This is a genomic window from Mesorhizobium sp. BR1-1-6, from assembly GCF_020165355.1.
Classification (GTDB): Bacteria; Pseudomonadota; Alphaproteobacteria; order Rhizobiales; family Rhizobiaceae; genus Mesorhizobium.
Map to the genome: position 1 here is coordinate 48,754 of NZ_JAIUHZ010000015.1, position 19,587 is coordinate 68,340.

At 64.1% G+C, this 19,587-nt stretch carries 18 protein-coding genes; 11 read left to right on the forward strand and 7 right to left on the reverse strand.

The window, feature by feature from the left end; translation table 11 throughout:
• Window positions 1-44: 44 nt before the first annotated feature.
• On the forward strand, window positions 45-404 hold the full coding sequence (locus LB545_RS23060; RefSeq protein WP_140557810.1) for a diacylglycerol kinase: 360 nt from the start codon (window positions 45-47) through the stop codon (window positions 402-404).
• A gap of 22 nt (window positions 405-426) precedes the next feature.
• Here LB545_RS23060 and LB545_RS23065 read toward each other — a convergent pair whose 3' ends face one another.
• A complete protein-coding gene (locus LB545_RS23065) occupies window positions 427-1,014 on the reverse strand; it encodes a DedA family protein (RefSeq protein ID WP_140498949.1) in 588 nt (195 codons plus the stop codon).
• Window positions 1,011-1,571: a DUF1003 domain-containing protein gene (locus LB545_RS23070; RefSeq protein WP_140498947.1), complete on the reverse strand. Its 561-nt coding sequence runs from the start codon at window positions 1,569-1,571 to the stop codon at window positions 1,011-1,013. Before LB545_RS23070 ends, LB545_RS23065 begins: the two co-directional genes overlap by 4 nt.
• Window positions 1,572-1,660: 89 nt before the next feature.
• On the opposite strand from LB545_RS23070, the gene LB545_RS23075 reads away from it, so the two are divergent.
• The 3 genes from LB545_RS23075 to LB545_RS23085 all read left to right on the forward strand — a co-directional run bounded on the left by LB545_RS23075 (window position 1,661) and on the right by LB545_RS23085 (window position 4,579).
• Window positions 1,661-2,377, forward strand: a complete 717-nt coding sequence (locus LB545_RS23075) for a DNA-3-methyladenine glycosylase I (protein ID WP_140560905.1) — start codon at window positions 1,661-1,663, stop codon at window positions 2,375-2,377.
• 62 nt (window positions 2,378-2,439) lie between these two features.
• Window positions 2,440-4,116 carry an NAD+ synthase gene (locus tag LB545_RS23080; RefSeq protein WP_140525390.1) on the forward strand — a complete coding sequence of 559 codons (1,677 nt, stop codon included), beginning with the start codon at window positions 2,440-2,442 and terminating at the stop codon, window positions 4,114-4,116.
• 49 nt (window positions 4,117-4,165) lie between these two features.
• Window positions 4,166-4,579: a GNAT family N-acetyltransferase gene (locus LB545_RS23085; RefSeq protein ID WP_140525389.1), complete on the forward strand. Its 414-nt coding sequence runs from the start codon at window positions 4,166-4,168 to the stop codon at window positions 4,577-4,579.
• 328 nt (window positions 4,580-4,907) lie between these two features.
• On the opposite strand, the gene LB545_RS23090 is transcribed toward LB545_RS23085, so the two are convergent.
• Window positions 4,908-5,060, reverse strand: a complete 153-nt coding sequence (locus LB545_RS23090) for a hypothetical protein (RefSeq protein ID WP_224518946.1) — start codon at window positions 5,058-5,060, stop codon at window positions 4,908-4,910.
• On the opposite strand from LB545_RS23090, the gene LB545_RS23095 reads away from it, so the two are divergent.
• The gene (locus LB545_RS23095) at window positions 5,059-6,762 is read left to right on the forward strand and encodes an ABC transporter ATP-binding protein (protein ID WP_224518947.1); all 1,704 of its coding nucleotides are present in this window, start codon (window positions 5,059-5,061) and stop codon (window positions 6,760-6,762) included. The two genes, LB545_RS23090 and LB545_RS23095, sit on opposite strands and share 2 nt — an antisense overlap.
• 199 nt (window positions 6,763-6,961) lie before the next feature.
• Window positions 6,962-8,335 (forward strand): glutamate--tRNA ligase, encoded by a 1,374-nt coding sequence (gene gltX, locus LB545_RS23100; protein WP_140525387.1) that lies wholly within the window; start codon window positions 6,962-6,964, stop codon window positions 8,333-8,335.
• On the opposite strand, the gene LB545_RS23105 is transcribed toward gltX, so the two are convergent.
• From LB545_RS23105 to LB545_RS23115, 3 genes are all read right to left on the reverse strand, one after another.
• Entirely contained in the window at window positions 8,253-9,449 is a 1,197-nt protein-coding gene (locus LB545_RS23105) for a DUF2865 domain-containing protein (RefSeq protein ID WP_140525386.1), read from the reverse strand. The two genes, gltX and LB545_RS23105, sit on opposite strands and share 83 nt — an antisense overlap.
• Before the next feature lie 77 nt (window positions 9,450-9,526).
• On the reverse strand, window positions 9,527-11,851 hold the full coding sequence (locus tag LB545_RS23110; protein ID WP_224705898.1) for an NADP-dependent malic enzyme: 2,325 nt from the start codon (window positions 11,849-11,851) through the stop codon (window positions 9,527-9,529).
• A gap of 160 nt (window positions 11,852-12,011) precedes the next feature.
• Window positions 12,012-12,791: an SDR family oxidoreductase gene (locus LB545_RS23115; protein WP_140560907.1), complete on the reverse strand. Its 780-nt coding sequence runs from the start codon at window positions 12,789-12,791 to the stop codon at window positions 12,012-12,014.
• A 150-nt stretch (window positions 12,792-12,941) separates the two neighbouring features.
• Here LB545_RS23115 and LB545_RS23120 point away from each other — a divergent pair, with 150 nt between their 5' ends.
• Window positions 12,942-13,724, forward strand: a complete 783-nt coding sequence (locus LB545_RS23120; protein ID WP_181169947.1) for a UDP-2,3-diacylglucosamine diphosphatase — start codon at window positions 12,942-12,944, stop codon at window positions 13,722-13,724.
• Window positions 13,725-13,853: 129 nt separating this feature from the next.
• Complete coding sequence (locus LB545_RS23125; protein ID WP_140498927.1) at window positions 13,854-15,068, forward strand: MFS transporter; 1,215 nt, start codon at window positions 13,854-13,856, stop codon at window positions 15,066-15,068.
• On the opposite strand, the gene dgcA is transcribed toward LB545_RS23125, so the two are convergent.
• Window positions 15,039-16,022 (reverse strand): N-acetyl-D-Glu racemase DgcA, encoded by a 984-nt coding sequence (gene dgcA, locus LB545_RS23130; RefSeq protein WP_140498926.1) that lies wholly within the window; start codon window positions 16,020-16,022, stop codon window positions 15,039-15,041. The genes LB545_RS23125 and dgcA overlap by 30 nt on opposite strands.
• A gap of 77 nt (window positions 16,023-16,099) precedes the next feature.
• Between dgcA and LB545_RS23135 the strand changes: the two genes are divergently transcribed.
• The 3 genes from LB545_RS23135 to LB545_RS23145 are packed head-to-tail and all read left to right on the forward strand — an operon-like array spanning window position 16,100 to window position 19,495.
• Window positions 16,100-17,287: an ABC transporter permease gene (locus LB545_RS23135; RefSeq protein ID WP_140525381.1), complete on the forward strand. Its 1,188-nt coding sequence runs from the start codon at window positions 16,100-16,102 to the stop codon at window positions 17,285-17,287.
• A gap of 1 nt (window position 17,288) precedes the next feature.
• Entirely contained in the window at window positions 17,289-18,107 is an 819-nt protein-coding gene (locus LB545_RS23140; protein ID WP_140498922.1) for an ABC transporter ATP-binding protein, read from the forward strand.
• A 14-nt stretch (window positions 18,108-18,121) separates the two neighbouring features.
• Window positions 18,122-19,495 carry an MCE family protein gene (locus tag LB545_RS23145; protein ID WP_140498920.1) on the forward strand — a complete coding sequence of 458 codons (1,374 nt, stop codon included), beginning with the start codon at window positions 18,122-18,124 and terminating at the stop codon, window positions 19,493-19,495.
• Window positions 19,496-19,587: the final 92 nt, after the last annotated feature.

A 19,587-nucleotide genomic window follows, 5' to 3' on the forward strand; every position in this document is an offset into this window, starting at 1 on the left:
GCCATTGCTTTATCCCGTGCCGGTGATTCGCAAAGGGGTTTGGCATGCAGCGGCTGATCGACGCTTATTTCAACTCGCTGCGGGCGTTCCGCAAGCTGGCTGCAACTGAAAAAGCTTTCCAGCAGGAGCTGGCGCTGCTCGCCCTTGCCCTTCCGATCGGCTGGTTCGTTTCGGTGTCGTGGCGCGGCTACGCGCTGCTGATCGGCGCGGTGCTGCTCCTGATCATGGTCGAGGTGCTGAACACCGGCATCGAAGCGGCCTGCGATGCCTTTAGCCGCGAATTCAATGTCGACATCCAGCTGGCCAAGGACTGCGGTTCGCTGGCGGTACTGATCTCCGTGGCGATCGTCGCCGGCGTCTGGGGCATCGCGATCATCGAGCGTATCGTCGGGCTGCCGATCTGAGCTTTCGACCGCCGGCCGGCGGTCAGTTTTCCCTGGCACGTTCCTTTCGGGCGAAATGGCGGGCGATGAGCCAGGCGAGTACGGCCACGGCCAGGCCGATAGCCAGGCCCACCAATATCCGCTCATGGCGAAGCAGCGCCTGGCCGATGAAATGCTCGGCGCCCAACCCGAAGACATAGCCGATGGTGCTGAACAGCACCGCCCAGACCGCCGAGGAAATGGCGTTCAAGACGATGAAGCGGGGTGCTGCGATGTTCGACAGGCCGGCCGCGATGCCACCGACCAGGCGCATGCCATAGACGTAGCGGTTCGACAGCACGAAGATGTTGGGATGGGTGTTGAGCAGACGATAGGCGCGGCGGAAGCCGGGCCGCTTGCGCAACCCGACGACATAGCGATGGTCCGCGAAACTTCTCCCCAGGATGAAGAAGCAGGTGTCGCCGGCGAAGGCCCCAAGCGCTGCCACGACGACAGTCTGCCAGAGGACGAAGATATGCTGATGGGCGAAGAAGCCGCCGAGTATGGCGGCACTCTCGCCCTCGGCGACACAGCCCAGAAAAACGGCGATCAGCCCGTATTGTTCGATGAAATGATGGATCGCGTCGCTCATGACGGCGATTGCTGCGACAGCCTCTCGTCGATCCGCTTGACCAGTTCGGTCAGCCGCACGATCTCGTCGCGCATGCCGATGATCTGGCCGTGGCGCATTTCGTCCAGCTTTTCATGCAGCGCCATGATCTCGATCTCGGCCTTCAGATTGACCTCGTAGTCGTGGGCGGCATCGATGCGGTCGCGCTCGGTCTGGCGGTTCTGCGCCATCATGATCACCGGCGCCTGCAGCGCCGCGACCATGGACAGGACGAGATTGAGGAAGATGAACGGGTAGGGGTCGAAGGCGTCGCGCGCCAGAAGCCAGGCATTGGCTGATGTCCAGACGATCAGGAAGGCAATGAAGCCAAGGATGAACGACCAGGAACCGCCAATGCGGGCGATGCTATCGGCAAGGCGGTCGCCAAAGGTCTGGTGGAAGGCGACGGCCTTGTTGGTGTCCCTGGAGATCGTTGTGCGCTCGAGCGTCGACTGCAGCACCCGGTTCTCCAGGGCGCTGAGACCGTCCGGCTTTCGTCTCAGCCAGCGGTTCGCCAGATCGTCGATTGTCTTGTTCATGGCCGTCTCCAAGGGCTTGGCTGGCGATAGACGTAGAGGCTGCCGGCCCGCGCGGGAAGTGCTAGATTTGATGGGAACCGGAGGGACTTATGGTCGACTTCATGAAAATTCGCGCTCGCGCCGCAAAGCGCAAGGGCGGCGAGGAGGAACTGGTCTCGCTGCTCGGGCCGATTCCCGACAACGCCGCCGTGGCCGACATCGGCGATGACCGTATCCTGTCGACGATGGCCGAGCGCGTCTTCGCCGCCGGTTTCGTCTGGCGCGTCATCGAGCAGAAATGGCCCGGATTCGAAGAGGCGTTCCTGCGCTTCGAGCCGAAGCGGTTGCTGTTCCAGCCTGACGATTTCTGGCATGAACTGGCATCCGACCAGCGCATCGTGCGCAATCCGCAGAAGATCAAATCCGTTCGCGACAACGCTGCCTTCGTCGAGCGCGTGTCAAAAGAGCATGGCGGCTTCGGCACATTCCTCGCCGAGTGGCCCGCCGACGACCAGGTCGGGCTGATGGCCTATCTCGGCAAGCATGGCAGCCGGCTCGGCGGCAATACCGGCCAGTATTTCCTGCGCTGGCTGGGTTGGGACGCCTTCGTCATTTCGGCCGACATGGCGGCCGCCCTTCGCGATGCCGGGCTCGATATCGCCGAAAGCCCGACGTCGAAGAAGGATCTCGACAAGATCCAGGCCCAGGTCAACCGTTGGGTTGCGGATACCGGCCTGCCGCGCCGGCACATTTCGCGCATCCTGGCGATGTCGATCGGGGAGAACCATTCGCCGCAGGCGCTGCGCGACTATATGGGCAACGACTGATGTCGAAATTGGCCCAAGCAAACGCCATTGCGGGGCGAATTTTGCCGCGCTAAGTCAGCAGCATGACCAAGAAGCCCGACATACTGCGCATCGCCGTTGCCCAGCTCAATCCGACAGTCGGCGACGTTGCCGGCAATCTCGCCAAGGCCCGCGAGGCGAGGGCGGATGCCGCGCGTCAAGGCGCCGATCTCGTGCTCTACACCGAGCTTTTCCTCGCCGGCTATCCGCCTGAGGATCTGGTGCTGAAGCCGGCCTTCCTGAAGGCCTGCGAGCGGGCCGCGCAGGAGATTGCCGCCGACACCGCCGATGGCGGTCCCGGCGTCATCATCGGCACGCCGCTGAAGCGCAAGACCGGCACCCACAACTCGATCGTCTTCGCCGATGGCGGCAAGATCATCACCGAGCGCTATAAGGTCGATCTGCCGAATTATGGCGAGTTCGACGAGAAGCGCGTCTTCCAGGCCGGACCGGAGATCCAGGGGCCCGTCAATTTCCGCGGCGTGCGTCTGGGAATCCCGATCTGCGAGGACATCTGGGGCGACATCGGCGTCTGCGAGACGCTGGCCGAGAGCGGCGCGGAAATCCTGCTGGTGCCGAACGGCTCGCCCTATTACCGCGCCAAGATCGATGTGCGCCACCAGGTCGTCATCCGCCAGGTTATCGAATGCGGGCTGCCGATGATCTATGCAAACCAGCTCGGCGGCCAGGACGAGCTGATCTTCGACGGCGCGTCGTTTGCCATAGGTGCCGACAAGCGGCTTGCTTTCCAGATGAGCCAGTTCGAGGAGGCGGTCGACATCACCACCTGGAGGAGACAAGGCGAAAACTGGGTCTGTTCGGAAGGACCGATGTCGAAGATCCCCGAACGGGAGGAGGCCGACTACCGCGCCTGCATGCTGGGCTTGCGCGACTACGTCAACAAGAACGGTTTCAAGAACGTCGTGCTCGGCCTGTCGGGCGGCATCGATTCGGCCATCTGCGCGGCCCTTGCCGTCGATGCGCTGGGCGAGGAGCGGCTGCGCGCGGTGATGATGCCTTACCGCTATACGTCGAAGGATTCGCTTAAGGATGCTGAAGACTGTGCCCGCGCACTCGGCTGCCGCTATGACATCGTGCCGATCTTCGAGCCGGTCGAAGGTTTCCTTCATGCGCTGACGCAGCTTTTCGAAGGCACCAAGGAAGGCATCACCGAGGAGAACTTGCAGAGCCGCGCGCGCGGCACCATCCTGATGGCGATTTCCAACAAATTCGGCTCGATGGTGGTTACGACAGGCAATAAGAGCGAGATGTCGGTCGGCTATGCCACGCTCTATGGCGACATGAATGGGGGCTTCAATCCGATCAAGGACCTGTACAAGATGCAGGTCTATGCACTGTCGCGCTGGCGCAACAGCCACGTGCCGCCGGGCGCGCTCGGACCGTCGGGCGAGGTGATCCCGAAGAACATCATCGACAAGGCGCCGTCGGCGGAACTGCGCGAGAACCAGACCGATCAGGATTCGCTGCCGCCCTATCCGGTGCTGGACGACATCCTCGAATGCCTGGTCGAGAACGAGATGGGCGTCGACGACATCGTCGCGCGCGGCCATGACCGGGCGACGGTGACGCGCATCGAGCACCTGCTCTACGTCGCCGAATACAAGCGCCGGCAGGCGGCGCCCGGCGTGAAGATCACCAGGAAGAATTTCGGCCGCGACCGTCGCTATCCCATCACCAACCGGTTCAGGGATCGCGGCTAGACACCGTACCGACCGAAAATTCGCGTCATGCCGCAGGCGAGGGGTAGCGATGCCCGAGTGTGAAATCAGCTTCGACCTGTCACGGATCGACTTCAGGGCGACATCCGACCTGTTGATGGCAAGCTATTGGGGCGGCGGGCGCAGTGACGAGACCCACCGCCGCGCCTTCGCGAATTCGCTCTGCGTCGGCGCTTATGTCGAAGGCAAACAGGTCGGCTTCGGCCGGGCGATCACCGACCGCACGGTGTTCGCCTATCTGGCCGATATCATCGTCTGGCCGCAGCATCGCGGGCAGGGCATCGGCTCGCGGCTGGTGCAGGCACTGATCGATCACCCCGAGCTCCGCACCGTTTCGCACTGGAGCCTATCGACCAGCGACGCGCATGGGGTTTATGAAAGACTGGGATTCAAGGCATCGACCGATGGCCGGTACATGCGCCTCGATCGTAAGCCGATCCGCTGACCAAGCGCCTTTGCCGTTGTTGCAAATTTATCCCAGTGCTTGGACCAGATGCCGTTTTTGGTGACCGCCAGCCTTGGCGATGCGATGAGGCATCTCTATAAGGGCCTCTCCGCGATTCCCTTTAGGGAGGACCGAATGCCAGGATTTGACATCGTTATGCGAGGCCGCGAAGCCTAGGTCCCGACCGGCGCGCCGCAGGGTTTTCACCCTCGGAACGGAGCCGGATCGAGAACAGGCCTTTGCCGATGCCGGTCGCCGCCTTCGGGCAAGTGGCCATTCATAACCGAACCTCCGCATTCCCGGGCATTGAGCCCCTTGCGCGGTTTTTTCAATTTTCGACCTTACCGGGATCGGGCTTTTTGCGCCCGAATGACATCATGGCTCGTTTTCGAATCGATTTGCGCGCAAGCGCCTTTCGCAGCGTTCTTGGCTTTACTTTCACCCACTGGCGGCGCCAGCCCTGGCGGCTTTCGCTGATCATGGCTGGTTTCCTGCTGTCGACGCTGGCCGATGTGCTGACGCCGCTCTATTCCGGCCGGCTGGTCGATGCCGTCGCCAGCAGCGCCGGCGCCGACGAGATCGCCTGGAATGCCGCGATGACCGCGTTTTCCATGCTGATGGCGTTGGCGCTGGCGGGTGTCGTCCTGCGCAATTTGGCCTTCATGGGGATCGTCGAACTGACGCTGAAGATGATGGCCGACATCGCCGCCGCCGCCTTCCACCGTGTCCAGCGCTTTTCCACCGACTGGCACGCCAACAGCTTCGCCGGATCGACCGTGCGCAAGGTGACGCGCGGCATGTGGGCGTTGGACCTGCTCAACGACACGATCCTGATCGCGCTGCTGCCGTCGATCGTCATGCTCGTCGGCTCGACGCTGCTGCTGGGCTGGTTCTGGCCGCTGATGGGAGCGGTTGTCGCCGCCGGCTCGGTGCTGTTCATCGCTGTCACGGCGATGCTGTCGCTTGGTTATGTCGCGCCGGCGGCCAGGCTCGCCAACACCTGGGACACGCGCCTTGGCGGCTCGCTGGCCGACGCGGTGAGCTGCAACGCCGTGGTCAAGGGGTTTGGCGCCGAGGAGCGCGAGGAGAACCGGCTTGCGAAGGTCGTCGCCAAATGGCGTGCCCGCACGCGGCGCACCTGGGTGCGCGGCACCATCAACGGTACCACGCAAGGGGTGCTGCTGCTGGTGATGAGAGCGGCGGTCATCGGCCTGGCGCTGATGCTGTGGTCGTGGGGGCAGGCAACGGCCGGCGACGTCGCCTTCGTGCTGACTTCTTTCTTCGTCCTGCAAGGCTATCTCAGGGATATCGGAACGCATATCCGCAACCTGCAGCGCTCGATCAACGACATGGAGGAACTGGTCGATTTCCAGTCCGAACCGCTCGGCATCGAGGATCGGCCCGGCGCCGGACCGATCCGCATCACGCAAGGGGGCATCGCCTTCGACGACGTCACCTTCCATTATGGCAGTCACCGTTCGCCGCTCTATCGCGATTTCTCGGTCGATATCGCGCCGGGCGAGCGGGTCGGGCTGGTCGGCCATTCCGGGTCGGGCAAGACGACTTTCGTCAAGCTGATCCAGAGGCTCTATGACGTGAACGCCGGCCGGATCCTGATCGACGGCCAGGACATTTCGGAGGTGACGCAGGCGTCGCTGCGCGCGCAGATCGCCATCGTGCAGCAGGAGCCGATCCTGTTCCACCGCTCGCTGGCCGAAAACATCGCCTATGCCCGGCCTGGCGCCACGCAGGCCGAGATCGAGCACGCCGCGAAGCTGGCGAGCGCGCACGACTTCATCGCCAACCTGCCGAAGGGCTACGGCACGCTCGTCGGCGAGCGCGGCGTGAAGCTGTCGGGCGGCGAGCGCCAGCGCGTGGCGATCGCGCGCGCGTTCCTCGCCGATGCGCGCATCCTGATCCTGGACGAGGCGACGTCGAGCCTCGATTCAGAATCGGAGGTGCTGATCCAGCAGGCGATGGAGCGGCTGATGGTCGGCCGCACCACGCTGGTCATCGCGCACCGGCTTTCGACGGTGCGGGCGCTCGACAGGCTGTTGGTCTTCGATCGCGGCAAGATCGCCGAGGAAGGCTCGCATGACGCGCTGATCCGGCTGCCGGGCGGCATCTACCGCCGCCTGTTCGAGCGCCAGGCGCTCGAATTGACCAAGGGACTTGTCACCTGATCGGGGATGGCCTCCGGCTCTGGCCCGGAGGCCATCCCATCAGGCGCCGGCGGCTTGACGGGCGGGCGGCGCGGGACATGTGATCGCGGGCGGAGCCGCGTCCGCCAAGTCTTTTCATTGCTTGCGCCATGTTCTATGTCTGCGGCACGGCACGGGGGCGCGTCTTGTCAATCACAAAAGCATCCGGTACGCCCCGCTCATGACAGTTACCGTTCGTTTCGCCCCTTCACCGACAGGCCGCATCCATATCGGCAATGCGCGCACCGCCCTGTTCAACTGGCTGTTCGCCATGAACCATAAGGGGCGCTTCATCCAGCGCTTCGACGACACCGATGTCGCGCGCTCGAAGCAGGAATTTTCCGACGCCATCCTTTACGACCTGCATTGGCTTGGCATCTTTCCCGACACCACCGAATACCAGTCGCGTCGCTTCGAGATCTATGACGCGGCGGTCGAGCGGCTGAAGGCGGCGGGCGTTCTCTATGCCTGCTATGAAACACCGGAGGAGCTCGACCTCAGGCGCAAGGTGCGCCGTACGCGCGGCCTGCCGCCGGTCTATGGCCGCGAAGCGCTGACGCTGACGTCGGAACAGATCGCCGAATATCAGGCCGATGGCCGCCGGCCGCACTGGCGCTTCCTGCTGCCCAATTTCACCGGCGATCCGCAGCAGCCGGAGCGCACCGAAATCCATTGGAACGACCTGGTGCGCGGGCAGGAAACCGTCGATCTCGCCTCGCTGTCGGACCCGGTGCTGGTGCGCGAGGACGGCACCTATCTCTATACGCTGCCATCCGTCGTCGACGATATCGAGATGGGCGTCAGCCATGTCATCCGCGGCGACGACCACGTCACCAACACCGGCGTGCAGATCGCGCTGTTCCGGGCGCTGGGTGCCGAGCCGCCGGAATTCGGCCACCACAATCTGCTGACCACCGTTTCGGGCGAGGGGCTGTCGAAGCGCACCGGCGCACTCTCCATCGAAAGCCTGCGCGAGGACGGCATCGAGCCGATGGCGGTCGCATCGCTGGCCGTGCTCGTCGGCACGTCGGAGAATGTCGCCGCCGCGCACGACCTGGCCGAACTCGCCAGCCGTTTCGACCCGGCTGCGACTTCGAAGTCGGCGGCAAAGTTCGACCCGGACGAGCTTTTCGTGCTCAACCGGACGCTGCTGCACCAAATGCCGTTCTCCGAAGCGCAGAATCGGCTGGTGGTGCTCGGCATATCGGGCGAGCAGGCGGAACCGTTCTGGCTGGCTGTGCGCGGTAATCTCGACAGGCTGGCCGATGCTGTCGGCTGGTGGCGCATCCTGCGCGAAGGGCCGCAGGAGAAGCCGGAATTTTCCGACGCCGATCGAGATTTTCTTCACCAGGCCATCGATCTGCTGCCCGAGGAGCCTTGGAACGGGACCGTCTGGAAGGACTGGACGGCCAAGATCAGGGAAGCGACCGGCCGCAAGGGCAAGGCGCTGTTCATGCCGCTGAGGCTCGCCCTTACCGGACTGACTTCGGGACCGGAGCTTGCAGATCTATTGCCGCTGATGGGTCGGGAAGGAACGTTGGCCCGACGACCCTGACCTTCCGCTGTTCCGGCGGCAGCGTCGAGACCGGCGATGCGACCGGTTTGACCGCAAGCCGCTTGATGGCGTCGCGGTCCAGCCCGCCTGCGGCGTTTGCCAGCGTCTCGGGATCGGCACCTGGATCGGGTTTGGAGGCAGGCACCGGAATGAACGGGGCGCCCTCCGTTTGCGGCCGCGACTGTTGCTGGCTTGGCGGATTGCCGCCGATGATCTGGAAGTTCTGCGCGGCGTTGCAGCCGCAGGCCGGCGGCCGCGACAGGTTGGGCTGCTTGTAAAGATAGGCCGTCGGCAGTTCGCTGTAGGGTCGGCCGGTGACCGACGATGTCATGTCGGCTGAATCGTCGCCCATGCCGCGCGAATAGAAGACCTGGATCTCGGTGCCGGGACAGCTCGATTCGCAGTTCTTCTGGTCGCGCTCGAAATCGCCGACCGAGGCGGCATTCGACATCGGAAAGAAGTAGCCGTCGCAGGTGCGCACGCAGGTGGTACGGAACTCGCCGCCGACGCCCGGAAAATCCGGTATGCCGGACCGGCCCGGCACGCGGCGGATATTGCGCTCCTCGTCGGGATCGTCAGACTGGTCGAGCGTATCGAGCCGGCGTGTGTCGCCGCCGAACAGCTGGTCGAACAGATTGCCGTTGCCTTGTTCCCGTTTCGCTTCGCGCAAGAGTTCGCGGCGGGGCGCCACCGCGTCCTCGCGGCAGCCATTGGTGTCGAGCGCGGCCAGGATGCGTGCGCGATCGCGCCGCGAACCGCCGCCGGCGAGGCGGGCGCGCTTGGCCTGCAAGCTATCGAGATTGGCGTTCATGCGCTCGATGGTGGCGTTGAACCCAGCGCATTGGCTGACATTGCGGCTGAATAGAGAGAAGCCGCAGCCGGCGCTGCTGGACTGGCCGCGCGCCTTTGAAATCTGCTCGCGTTGCCGGTCGATCGCGGCGTCATATTTCCGGATCAGGGCCGGACCGCCACTGCCGCGCGAGGTCGCGGCAAGATCGGTCTCGAGCTGGCGGCAGACACGCGAGGCGGCCTGCGGCTCGGAGACGGCGGCGCCCGAAAGCAGCAGGCCAAGCAGCACGGCGAGATGCGCCTGCTTCCACCCTTTGCCCATCATCCGCCGAAACCCTGCTTGGTTGTTCGCCGCACGCTACGTGCTCGTGGTTAAACCGCAGTTTACCCCCGAATTGGTGTTCAGCCCAGATCGACGACAGCTTGCGCCTTGTGGGCGGCCTCGACCACCGCCAGCGCTGTCATGTTGACGACGCCGCGCGAAGTCACCGAGGGCGTCAGGATATGCGCCGGCTTGTCGGTGCCGAGCAGGATCGGGCCGACATGCAGGGCATCCATCATGGTCCTGAGCGCTGTCAGCGTGATGTTGGCGGAATCGAGGTTGGGGAACACCAGGAGATTGGCTTCGCCCTTCAGACGCGAATGCGGATAGACGCGCTGGCGCAGATGTTCCGACAGCGCGGAATCGGCATGCATCTCGCCGTCGCATTGCAGCTCGGGCGCGATGCGCGCCAGGATCGCCGCCGCCTGCCGCATCTTGAGCGCACTCGGCGAATCGCGCGAGCCGAAATCCGAATGCGACAGCAGCGCCGCCTTGGGCTCGATGCCGAAGCGCTGGATCTCCTCGGCCGCCAGCACGGTCATTTCGGCGATCTCGTCGGCGGTGGGGTCGACAGAAACATGGGTGTCGGTCAGGAAGATGATGCCGCGTTGCGAGATCAGCATGGACAGCGTCGACAGATCCCGGTCCTTGATGCCGGTTCGTGGCCCGATGATCAGCGTGACGTTGCGCAGGTGCCGCTCGAAACGCCCTTCGAGGCCGCAGACCATGGCGTCGGCGTCGCCGCGCTTCAATGCGAGGGCCGCGATCACCGTGTTGTCGGTGCGCACCATGGTGCGCGCGGCCTCCGTCGTCACGCCGCGCCGGCCGGCCAGCTCGATCAGGAGGTCGACGTAATGGCGGTAGCGCGGATCGTCCTCCGGGTTGATCAGGCCGAAGTCGACGCCGGGCTTGATGCGCAGTCCGTAGCGCTTCAATCGCACCTCGATGACGTGCGGACGGCCGATCAGGATCGGCTCGGCGATGCCTTCCTCCAAAACCACCTGCGCGGCGCGCAGCACGCGCTCGTCCTCGCCGTCGGCATAGATGACGCGCTTGGCGCTCGACGCCTTGGCCGACGAGAACACCGGCTTCATCACCAGGCCGGAGCGGAAGACGAAGCGGTTGAGCTTGTCGATATAGGCGGAGAAGTCGCTGATCGGCCTTGTCGCGACACCGGTGTCGCAGGCCGCCTTGGCGACGGCCGGGGCGATGCGCAGGATGAGCCGCGGATCGAAGGGCGAGGGGATCAGGAATTCGGGTCCGAACACCGGCGTCTCGCCGGAATAGGCGCGCGCGGCGACATCCGAAGGTTCTTCGCGGGCAAGGGCGGCGATGGCCCGCACCGCGGCCATCTTCATCTCCTCATTGATGGCGCTGGCGCCACAGTCCAGCGCGCCGCGGAAGATGTAAGGAAAACACAGTACGTTGTTGACCTGATTTGGAAAATCGGACCGGCCCGTGCAGATCATCGCGTCGGGGCGCGCCGCCCGCGCCACTTCCGGCATGACTTCCGGATTGGGATTGGCCAGCGCCAGGATCAAAGGCTTCGGCGCCATGTGCTGGAGCAATTCCGGTTTCAGCACGCCGGCGGCCGAAAGCCCGAGGAACACGTCGGCGCCCGATATGACGTCGGCAAGCGTGCGTGCCTCCGTGTCCTTCACATAAGGATCTTTCCAGCGGTCCATCTCGTCGGTGCGGCCCTTGTAGGCAACGCCGAACCGGTCGGTGACCCAGATGTTCTCGACCTTGGCGCCGAGCGAGACCAGCAGGTTGAGGCAGGCCAATGCCGCCGCGCCGGCGCCCGAAGTGACGATCTTGATGTCGGCAATGGTTTTGCCGGCGAATTCCAGGCCGTTGAGCACTGCGGCGGCGACGATGATGGCGGTGCCGTGCTGGTCGTCATGGAAAACCGGTATGCCCATCCGGGCCTTCAGTCGCTCTTCGACCTCGAAGCATTCCGGCGCCTTAATGTCCTCGAGGTTGATGCCGCCGAAGGTCGGTTCCAGCGCCGCCACCGTTTCGACCATGCGCTCGATCTCGGGCGCGTCGATCTCGATGTCGAAGACGTCGATGCCGGCGAATTTCTTGAACAGGACCGCCTTGCCTTCCATGACCGGCTTCGAAGCGAGCGGGCCGATATTGCCCAGGCCGAGCACGGCCGAGCCGTTGGAAACGACGCCGACCAGATTGGCGCGCGCCGTGTAGTCGGCCGCGGTCGCCGGATCGTCGCGGATTTCGAGGCAAGGGGCCGCCACGCCCGGCGAATAGGCGAGCGCCAGGTCGCGCTGGTTGCCGAGCGGCTTGGTGGCCTGGATTTCGAGCTTGCCCGGCGTCGGGTGCTTGTGGAAGTAGAGCGCGGCTTCGTCGAGGTCCGAACGTGCCGTTTTCTTGCTCTCGCCGTTCATTCCGGGCCTCCCTGCGATCCTGCGTGCCGCCTTCTTAGCATGCGGCCAAGGTTTTTCGCGACGCCAAATGACGCAATCGCCATTCACGTTGACGAAGCAGGGATAATCAATCTGTTTCAACAGCTTGGCGGAATTCCTTCGACGCCGGCGCTACCGGGTCTCAGAAGGCGCTGACATAGAGGCCGCCGTCCACCGGTATGTTCTGGCCGGTCAGGTAGCCGGCATGGACCGAGCACAGGAAGGCACAGATCTGGCCGAATTCCTCCGGCGTGCCGAGCCGCTTGGCCGGCACGTCGGCACTGATGCGCGCCTTGCGGGCGGCTGCCGCGGCCGGGTCTTCAACGCTGCCGGCCTCGTGCGGACCGCGCAGCCGGTCGGTATCCAGCTTGCCGGGCAGCAGGCTATTGATGGTCACGTTGCGGTCGACCACCGTGCGCGCCACGCCGGCAAGAAAGGAGGTCAGGCCGGCGCGCGCGCCGGACGACAGATCAAGGCCGGGGATGGGGACATAGACCGATAGCGAAGTGATGTTGACGATGCGGCCAAAACCGCGCACGGCCATGCCGTCGATCACTGCCTGCACCAGCTCGATCGGCGTCACCATGTTCTGGGTCACGCCTTCGAGCATCTTGGCACGATCGAGCTCGCGGAAATCGCGCAGCGGCGGGCCGCCATTATTGTTGACCAGTATGTCGGGTTCGGGGCAAGCGGCGAGAAGCGCCTTCTGCACCTCGGGCTTCGATACGTCGCCGACGACTTCCGTGACGGTCACGCCGTAACGCTCGCGCAGCTCCGCAGCGGTTTTGGCCACCAGCTCGGCGTTGCGCCCGTTGACGACGACGTCGCAACCAGCCTCGGCCAGCGCCATGGCGCAGCCTTTTCCGAGCCCCTTGCTCGAAGCGCAGACGATGGCCTTCTTTCCGCGGATGCCGAGATCCATGACGATTTCTCCTGTGATTCGCCGGCAGGCTAGCTCTTGGGCTGGACCAATCGCAACCGTCATACGGTTGTTGCATGAATCGGGGCATAGGCTCGCGAAAGCAACGGTGAATTCGCGATGTCCGGCCAAGAGCCCCGCACGTTCCGCAGCATGTTCATCTCCGACGTCCATCTCGGGTCGAAGGCGGCAAAGGCCGATTTCCTGATCGATTTCCTTAGACATCACGATGCCGACATCATTTATCTCGTCGGCGATATCGTCGATGGCTGGCGCCTGAGGCGCAGTTGGCACTGGCCGCAGAGCCACAATGACGTCGTGCAGAAATTGCTGCGCAAGGCGCGCAAGGGCGCCACCATCACCTACATCGCCGGCAACCACGACGAATTCGCTCGCCAGTTCCAGGGCGTGCATTTCGGCGGCATCGTCGTAGCCGACCGCGCCATTCACGAAACCGCCGACGGCAGGCGGCTGCTCGTTATTCATGGCGACCAGTTCGACACGGTCGTGCACAATCAGCGCTGGCTCGCCTATCTCGGCGACCATGCCTACGACGCCGCCATGCAGGTCAACCGTGTGATCACCCGGCTGCGCCAGCTGCTCGGCCTGCCTTACTGGTCGTTTTCGTCCTGGGCCAAGGTCAAGGTCAAGAAGGCGGTGAATTTCATCGGCTCGTTCCAGACGGTACTCAGCGACGAGGCGCGGCGCTCGCATGTCGACGGCGTCATATGCGGCCATATCCATCATGCCGCGATCGAAAGCTATGGCGACGTTCAGTACATCAACACCGGCGACTGGGTGGAAAGCTGCACGGCGGTGGTCGAACATTTCGACGGCCGGATGGAAATCCTGACCTGGGCGCATGTCTTGCCCGAGGCGCCGGACGAACCATTCATCCCGATGCTGATCGAGGACCGGGTGGTGCAGGCCGCCTGACTGCGGGTGCCAGGCACAGATTCCGGTGTTAATCGATTAGGCCAATCGGTTTCGTCCGGTTTTTCCTCATGTTAAGGGTCAATCCACACTGCTCGCCGTTCGTGGACGGCAGCGTTATTGGATCGATTCATGCCGCTGCCGCCGCTTTCACCCGAACAGCTCGTCAAGCCTCGCCATTTCGAACTGCGCATGAGCCTGATCTTCGCGACATTGTTCGTGTCGCAGGGCACGCATCTGCCCTACTTCCCGCTGTGGCTGCAGGCGAAAGGTTTTCACGCCGAGCAGATCGCCGTCATCCTGGCGGCTCCGATGTTCCTGCGCGTCGTGACGACGCCGCTGCTCACCGCGCTCGCGGACCGGGCGAGGGACCGCGCCGACGTCTATATCGCGCTCGTCGCGGCATCGATGATCATTTCCGCCGGCTATTTTCTGCCGGCCTCCTACGCCGTCGTGCTTGCGGTGTCGCTGGCGCTGACGATCGTATGGACACCGCATTCGCCGATGGCCGATTCGCTCGCGCTTTCGGGCGTGCGCCGCTTCGGCTCCAACTACACCAGCATGCGCAAGTGGGGTTCGATCTCGTATCTCTGCGCCAACGTGGCCGGTGGTTTCATCCTGACCGCGGCAGGGGCGCAAGCCGTCCCGGCGATCATTTTCGCGGCACTGGGTGCCGCGCTCTTTGCCGCGCTGCTTGCGCCGCGTCTTGGCCGGCCGCGCCTTGCCTCACCGCTTTCGGCCGCGGAGATCCAGCACTCGGCACCAAGTCTCTTCAATGCCTATTTCGTCTATTTCACCCTGGGTGTCGGCATCCTCACCGCCAGCCACGCCTTCCTTTACGGCTTCGTGTCGATCTACTGGAAGTCGATCGGCATCGGCGACACCGTCGTCGGGCTTCTGTGGGCGTGGGGCGTGGTGGCCGAAGTCTGCATGTTCGTGTTTTTCAACCGCATATTCGCCTCCGTGTCGGTCGTCAGGGTGATGGTGATTGCCGGCATCGGCGCGGTCGTGCGCTGGATCGCCTTTCCGCTGATCTGGCCGCTTGGCCTCGGCGTCGCCGGGTTTTTCGGCGTCCAGACCCTGCATTCGGTGTCGGTGGCCATGGTGCTGATCGGCCTGCAGAAAATGATCGGCGAAACGGTCTCGGAAGAGCGCACCGGTGCCGCACAGGGCGTCGCCTATTTCTTCAACGGCTTCTTCATGGCCGCCGTGACGCTCGCCTCCGGCCCGCTCTACGACCGTTTCGGGGTCGACGGCTTCCTGGCCATGATCCCGATCGCGATCATCGGCCTGGTGCTGGTCGGACTCGCGGCGCGCTCAGCCCCAAAGCGCCGGATCGGGCGGTGAAACCAAGGATCCCTCATAGGCGAGGCCGGGCACACGATCCCGCGCAAGCAGCAGCGGTCCGTCGAGGTCGACGAAATCGGCGTCCTGGGCGAGCAGCACCGCCGGCGCCATCGCCAGCGACGTGCCGACCATGCAGCCGACCATGACGCCGAAACCCAGTTCGCGGGCGCGGTCGCGCAGCACGAGCGCCGCCGTCAGCCCGCCCGACTTGTCGAGCTTGATGTTGACGGCATCGTAGAGACCGGCGAGCGCGGCCAGATCCCCCGCCTCATGCACGCTCTCGTCCGCGCAGATCGGCACCGGATGCGCGATGTGGCGCAGGATGCCGTCATGGCCCGCCGGCAGCGGCTGTTCGATAAGCGCGATGCCTTGCTCGGCGGCAAAGGCGAGGTTCGCGGCGATGGTGTCGTCGTTCCAGCCCTCGTTGGCGTCGAGGATGATGCGGCTGCCGGGCGCGGCCTGCCGGACCGCGCGGATGCGCGCAATGTCGTTGTCGCCGCCGATCTTGACTTTGAGCAGCGGGCGCGCCGCGTTGGCACGGGCCTGCGCCGCCATCGCCTCGGGTTCGCCCAGCGACAGCGTGTAGGCCGTCTCGAGCTGATGCAAAGGAGCCGGCCAGACTACGTCCGCCACCGCCTTGCCGCTGATCTTGGCTTCCAGGTCCCACAAGGCGCAATCGATGGCGTTGCGCGCCGCGCCTGCCGGCATGGCGCCGAGCAGGGCTGTCCGGTCCATGCCAGCAGAGATTTGCCCGCGCATGGCCTCTATCGCGGCGCGAACCCCGTCCATGGTCTCGCCATAGCGTTTGTACGGCACGCATTCGCCACGGCCCGTGTAATCGCCTTCGCTGATCGTGCAGGTGATCACTTCGGCTTCGGTCTTCGAACCACGCGAAATGGTGAAGGTGCCGGCGATTGGAAAACGCTCGGCCTCGACCGAAATGACACGCGCCATAATTTTCTGCTCCGGCTGTGCGAGAAGGGTCGTCGGCAAATCGACAAGGCCGGACCCGTCAGGCTAAACAGGACGCCATGTTGACCATCGGCAAGCGCGACGCAAGCGGCAAGACCGCCTCGGAGGCTGACCACGAACCGCGCGTGTCGGTCGGTGAGGAAGCAGGCGTTCTCGGCTGCGCCTTCTCGGGAATCTGGACGACGCGCACCGTGGCCGCGATCGACGCAGAGATGCGCAAAATCGAGAAACGGAGCGGTTTCAAGACTTTGGCGCTCGATCTTTCGCACATCGAGAAGATCGACACCGCCGGCGCCTGGCTGATCGACCGCCTGGTCAGCGCTTTCGAGAAGAAAGGTGTCGAGGTCAGGCTGCAGGGCCAGAGCGACGTCGCCTCGATCCTGCTCGGCGCGGTCGGCGATGCGGTGCGGCGCGAGCCCGAATCGGGGCCGGTCGGGCCGCCCAACATCGTCATTCGCACGCTGGAGGCGGTCGGCCGCCGCGTCTACGAAATGCGCGACGATTTTCTCGCCTCGATGAACATACTGGGCGCCACGATCCGTGGCGCGCAGATGAAGCTCGGCCGCGGCCATGCCGTCAATCCGGCGGCGATCTTCAACCAGATCGACCGCATGGGCGTCGGAGCCATTCCGGTGGTGGTGCTGATGTCGGCGATCGTCGGCGCCATCGTTGCCCAGCAGGGCGCCTACCAGCTCAGCTATTTCGGCGCCGACATCTTCGTCGTCGACCTCGTCGGCGTGCTGATCCTGCGCGAACTCGGCGTGCTGATGACGGCAATCATGATCGCCGGCCGCTCGGGCAGCGCCATCACCGCCGAAATTGGCTCGATGAAGATGCGCGAGGAAGTGGATGCGCTGAAGGTCATCGGGCTCAACCCCATCGGCGTGCTGGTCTTTCCGCGCCTGGTTGCGCTGGTGATCGCCCTGCCTTGCCTGACCATCATCGCCAATTTTGCCGCACTCGGTGGCGGTATTCTCGCGGCTTGGCTCTATTCCGACATCGCACCCGCCGCCTTCATCGACCGGCTGCGCGTCGCCATCGACCTCAGCACCATTTTCGCCGGCCTGATCAAGGCGCCGTTCATGGCCATGATCATCGGCACCATCGCCTCGGTCGAGGGCATGAAGGTCGGCGGCAGCGCCGAATCGCTTGGTCAGCACGTGACCGCCTCGGTGGTGAAATCGATCTTCGTCGTCATCATCCTCGACGGGCTTTTCGCCATGTTCTATGCAGCGATCGAGTTCTGAAATGGCGATGGGAAACGGCATCGAGACCAGGGCCAAGGAGGGCGCGGATGACAGCGAGGTCGTGCTTTCGGCGCATGACATCACCGTTTCCTTCGGCGACAACCTGATCCTCGACAAACTGTCGCTCGATATCTGGCGCGGCGAGATCCTCGGTTTCGTCGGCGCTTCGGGCGCCGGCAAATCAGTTCTGCTGCGCACCATCCTTGGTTTGACGCGCAAGCAGTCCGGCACGATCAAGCTGTTCGGCGTGGATATCGAAAAGGCCGACGATGCCGAACGGCTGCGCATCGACATGCGCCTTGGGGTGCTGTTCCAGCACGGCGCGCTGTTCTCGGCGCTGACGGTGCTGGAAAACGTCCAGGTGCCGATGCGCGAATATCTCGACCTGCCGCGCAAGCTGATGGACGAACTGGCGATGCTCAAGGTCGAACTGGTCGGGCTGCCGCCGGACGCGGCGCAGAAATTCCCGTCCGAGCTGTCGGGCGGCATGATCAAGCGCGCGGCACTGGCTCGCGCGCTGGCGCTCGATCCCGACATCGTCTTCCTCGACGAGCCGACCTCGGGCCTCGATCCGATCAGCGCGGCGGAATTCGACGAGCTGGTGGTCAAGCTGCGGGATACGATGGACCTGACCGTCTACATGGTGACCCACGATCTCGACACGCTTTTCACCGCCTGCGACCGCGTCGCCGTGCTCGGCAAGAAGAAAGTGCTGGTCGAAGGCACCATCGACGACATGCTGAAGAGTGAAGAACCGTGGGTAAAATCGTATTTCCGCGGAAAACGAGCCCGGCAACTTGATCTTGCCGCGCGCGCATAGCCATAAGTGAAGCAATGGAAACCAGAGCCAACTACGTTATTGTCGGCATCTTCACGCTGGTGGCGATCCTGGCGGCGTTCGGCTTCGTCTATTGGACGGCGGCGATCGGCGACAAAGGCGAGACCACGTTGTTGCGCGTGCGTATCCCGGGCTCGGCTTCCGGACTTGGCCGCGGCAGCTTCGTGCTGTTCAACGGCGTCAAGGTCGGCGACGTCAGGCGCGTCTATATCGATGTCGACAATCCGACGGTCGCCATCGCCGACACCGAGATCGACCGCATGACGCCGATCACCAAATCGACGCAGGCCGATATCGGCCTGGCCGGACTGACCGGACAGGCCAATATCGAACTCAAAGGGGCCGACCCCAAGGAAGTAAAACTTCTCGACCAGGCCGAAAAGGAAGGCAAGGTCGCCGAGATCGTGGCCAACCCGTCGGCGGTGACCAATCTTTTGCAGACGGCGCAGAACATCTTCACGCGCGCCGACACGGTGCTGACGCAGCTGGAGGGGTTCACCAAGGATGTGCGCGGGCCGCTGACGCAGACCGTGCAGAATGTGCAGACGTTCTCCGACGCGCTGGCCAGGAATTCCGATGGCGTCGACAAGTTCCTGTCCGCGGTCAGCGCGCTGTCCGATGAGCTGAAGGGCGTCTCGGGCAAGCTCGACGGCACGCTGAAGGCGGCCGAAGGGCTGCTCAATGCCGTCGACAAGGACAAGATCAAGAGCATCGTCGCCAATGTCGATACGGTGACCGGCAACCTCAAGGAAACGTCCAAACAGCTCGATGGCGTGATCAGGAATGTCGATACGGCCGTGGGATCGGTCAATGATTTCGCCAAGCAGACGCAAGGTACGCTGGCCAAGGTCGACGGCGTGCTCGACGGCATCGATCCGGCGCAAGTGCGCACGGCTCTGGCCAACATCCAGAAGGCAAGCGAAAGCGCCGACAAGGCGGCCTCGGACATCGCCAAGGTGACCGGCAAATTCGCGAACAGGGCGGACGACATAGACGAGACGATCAAGGATGCGAGGCAGCTCGCGCAGCGGCTCAACGACGCCTCGGTGCGCGTCGACGGCATCCTGGCCAAGGTCGACAAGCTGCTCGGCTCGGGCCAGGCGGACGGCGTGATGGCGGACGCCAGGGACACGCTGAGGTCGTTCAAGCAGGTTGCCGATACGCTGAATTCGCGGCTTGGCGTCATCACAGACAATATAGCCCGGTTTTCCGGCCAGGGCCTTTCGAATGTCGAGGCGCTGGTTCAGGACAGCCGCCGTTCGATCAGCCGCATCGAGGAGGCGGTTACCGACCTCAGCCGCAATCCGCAGCGCATCCTGTCGGGCGGCGAGGGCGAGGTTCGGCAGTATGATGGCAGGGCGCGGCGTTGACTTCGGTCTCGGCTCGCCCCAGAAACAGTGTCTGCATCCGCGGGTTGTTTTTACAATCCAGGGATAGTGAGGCCGGGGACAGCAGGGATCGC

Bases quoted from the DNA above. Each gene is read 5' to 3' on its own strand.
- LB545_RS23060 (WP_140557810.1), top strand. From the start codon at position 45: ATGCAGCGGCTGATCGACGCTTATTTCAACTCGCTGCGGGCGTTCCGC.
- LB545_RS23065 (WP_140498949.1), bottom strand. From the start codon at position 1,014: ATGAGCGACGCGATCCATCATTTCATCGAACAATACGGGCTGATCGCC.
- LB545_RS23070 (WP_140498947.1), bottom strand. From the start codon at position 1,571: ATGAACAAGACAATCGACGATCTGGCGAACCGCTGGCTGAGACGAAAG.
- LB545_RS23075 (WP_140560905.1), top strand. From the start codon at position 1,661: ATGGTCGACTTCATGAAAATTCGCGCTCGCGCCGCAAAGCGCAAGGGC.
- LB545_RS23080 (WP_140525390.1), top strand. From the start codon at position 2,440: ATGACCAAGAAGCCCGACATACTGCGCATCGCCGTTGCCCAGCTCAAT.
- LB545_RS23085 (WP_140525389.1), top strand. From the start codon at position 4,166: ATGCCCGAGTGTGAAATCAGCTTCGACCTGTCACGGATCGACTTCAGG.
- LB545_RS23095 (WP_224518947.1), top strand. From the start codon at position 5,059: ATGGCTGGTTTCCTGCTGTCGACGCTGGCCGATGTGCTGACGCCGCTC.
- LB545_RS23090 (WP_224518946.1), bottom strand. From the start codon at position 5,060: ATGATCAGCGAAAGCCGCCAGGGCTGGCGCCGCCAGTGGGTGAAAGTA.
- gltX (WP_140525387.1), top strand. From the start codon at position 6,962: ATGACAGTTACCGTTCGTTTCGCCCCTTCACCGACAGGCCGCATCCAT.
- LB545_RS23105 (WP_140525386.1), bottom strand. From the start codon at position 9,449: ATGATGGGCAAAGGGTGGAAGCAGGCGCATCTCGCCGTGCTGCTTGGC.
- LB545_RS23110 (WP_224705898.1), bottom strand. From the start codon at position 11,851: ATGAACGGCGAGAGCAAGAAAACGGCACGTTCGGACCTCGACGAAGCC.
- LB545_RS23115 (WP_140560907.1), bottom strand. From the start codon at position 12,791: ATGGATCTCGGCATCCGCGGAAAGAAGGCCATCGTCTGCGCTTCGAGC.
- LB545_RS23120 (WP_181169947.1), top strand. From the start codon at position 12,942: ATGTTCATCTCCGACGTCCATCTCGGGTCGAAGGCGGCAAAGGCCGAT.
- LB545_RS23125 (WP_140498927.1), top strand. From the start codon at position 13,854: ATGCCGCTGCCGCCGCTTTCACCCGAACAGCTCGTCAAGCCTCGCCAT.
- dgcA (WP_140498926.1), bottom strand. From the start codon at position 16,022: ATGGCGCGTGTCATTTCGGTCGAGGCCGAGCGTTTTCCAATCGCCGGC.
- LB545_RS23135 (WP_140525381.1), top strand. From the start codon at position 16,100: ATGTTGACCATCGGCAAGCGCGACGCAAGCGGCAAGACCGCCTCGGAG.
- LB545_RS23140 (WP_140498922.1), top strand. From the start codon at position 17,289: ATGGCGATGGGAAACGGCATCGAGACCAGGGCCAAGGAGGGCGCGGAT.
- LB545_RS23145 (WP_140498920.1), top strand. From the start codon at position 18,122: ATGGAAACCAGAGCCAACTACGTTATTGTCGGCATCTTCACGCTGGTG.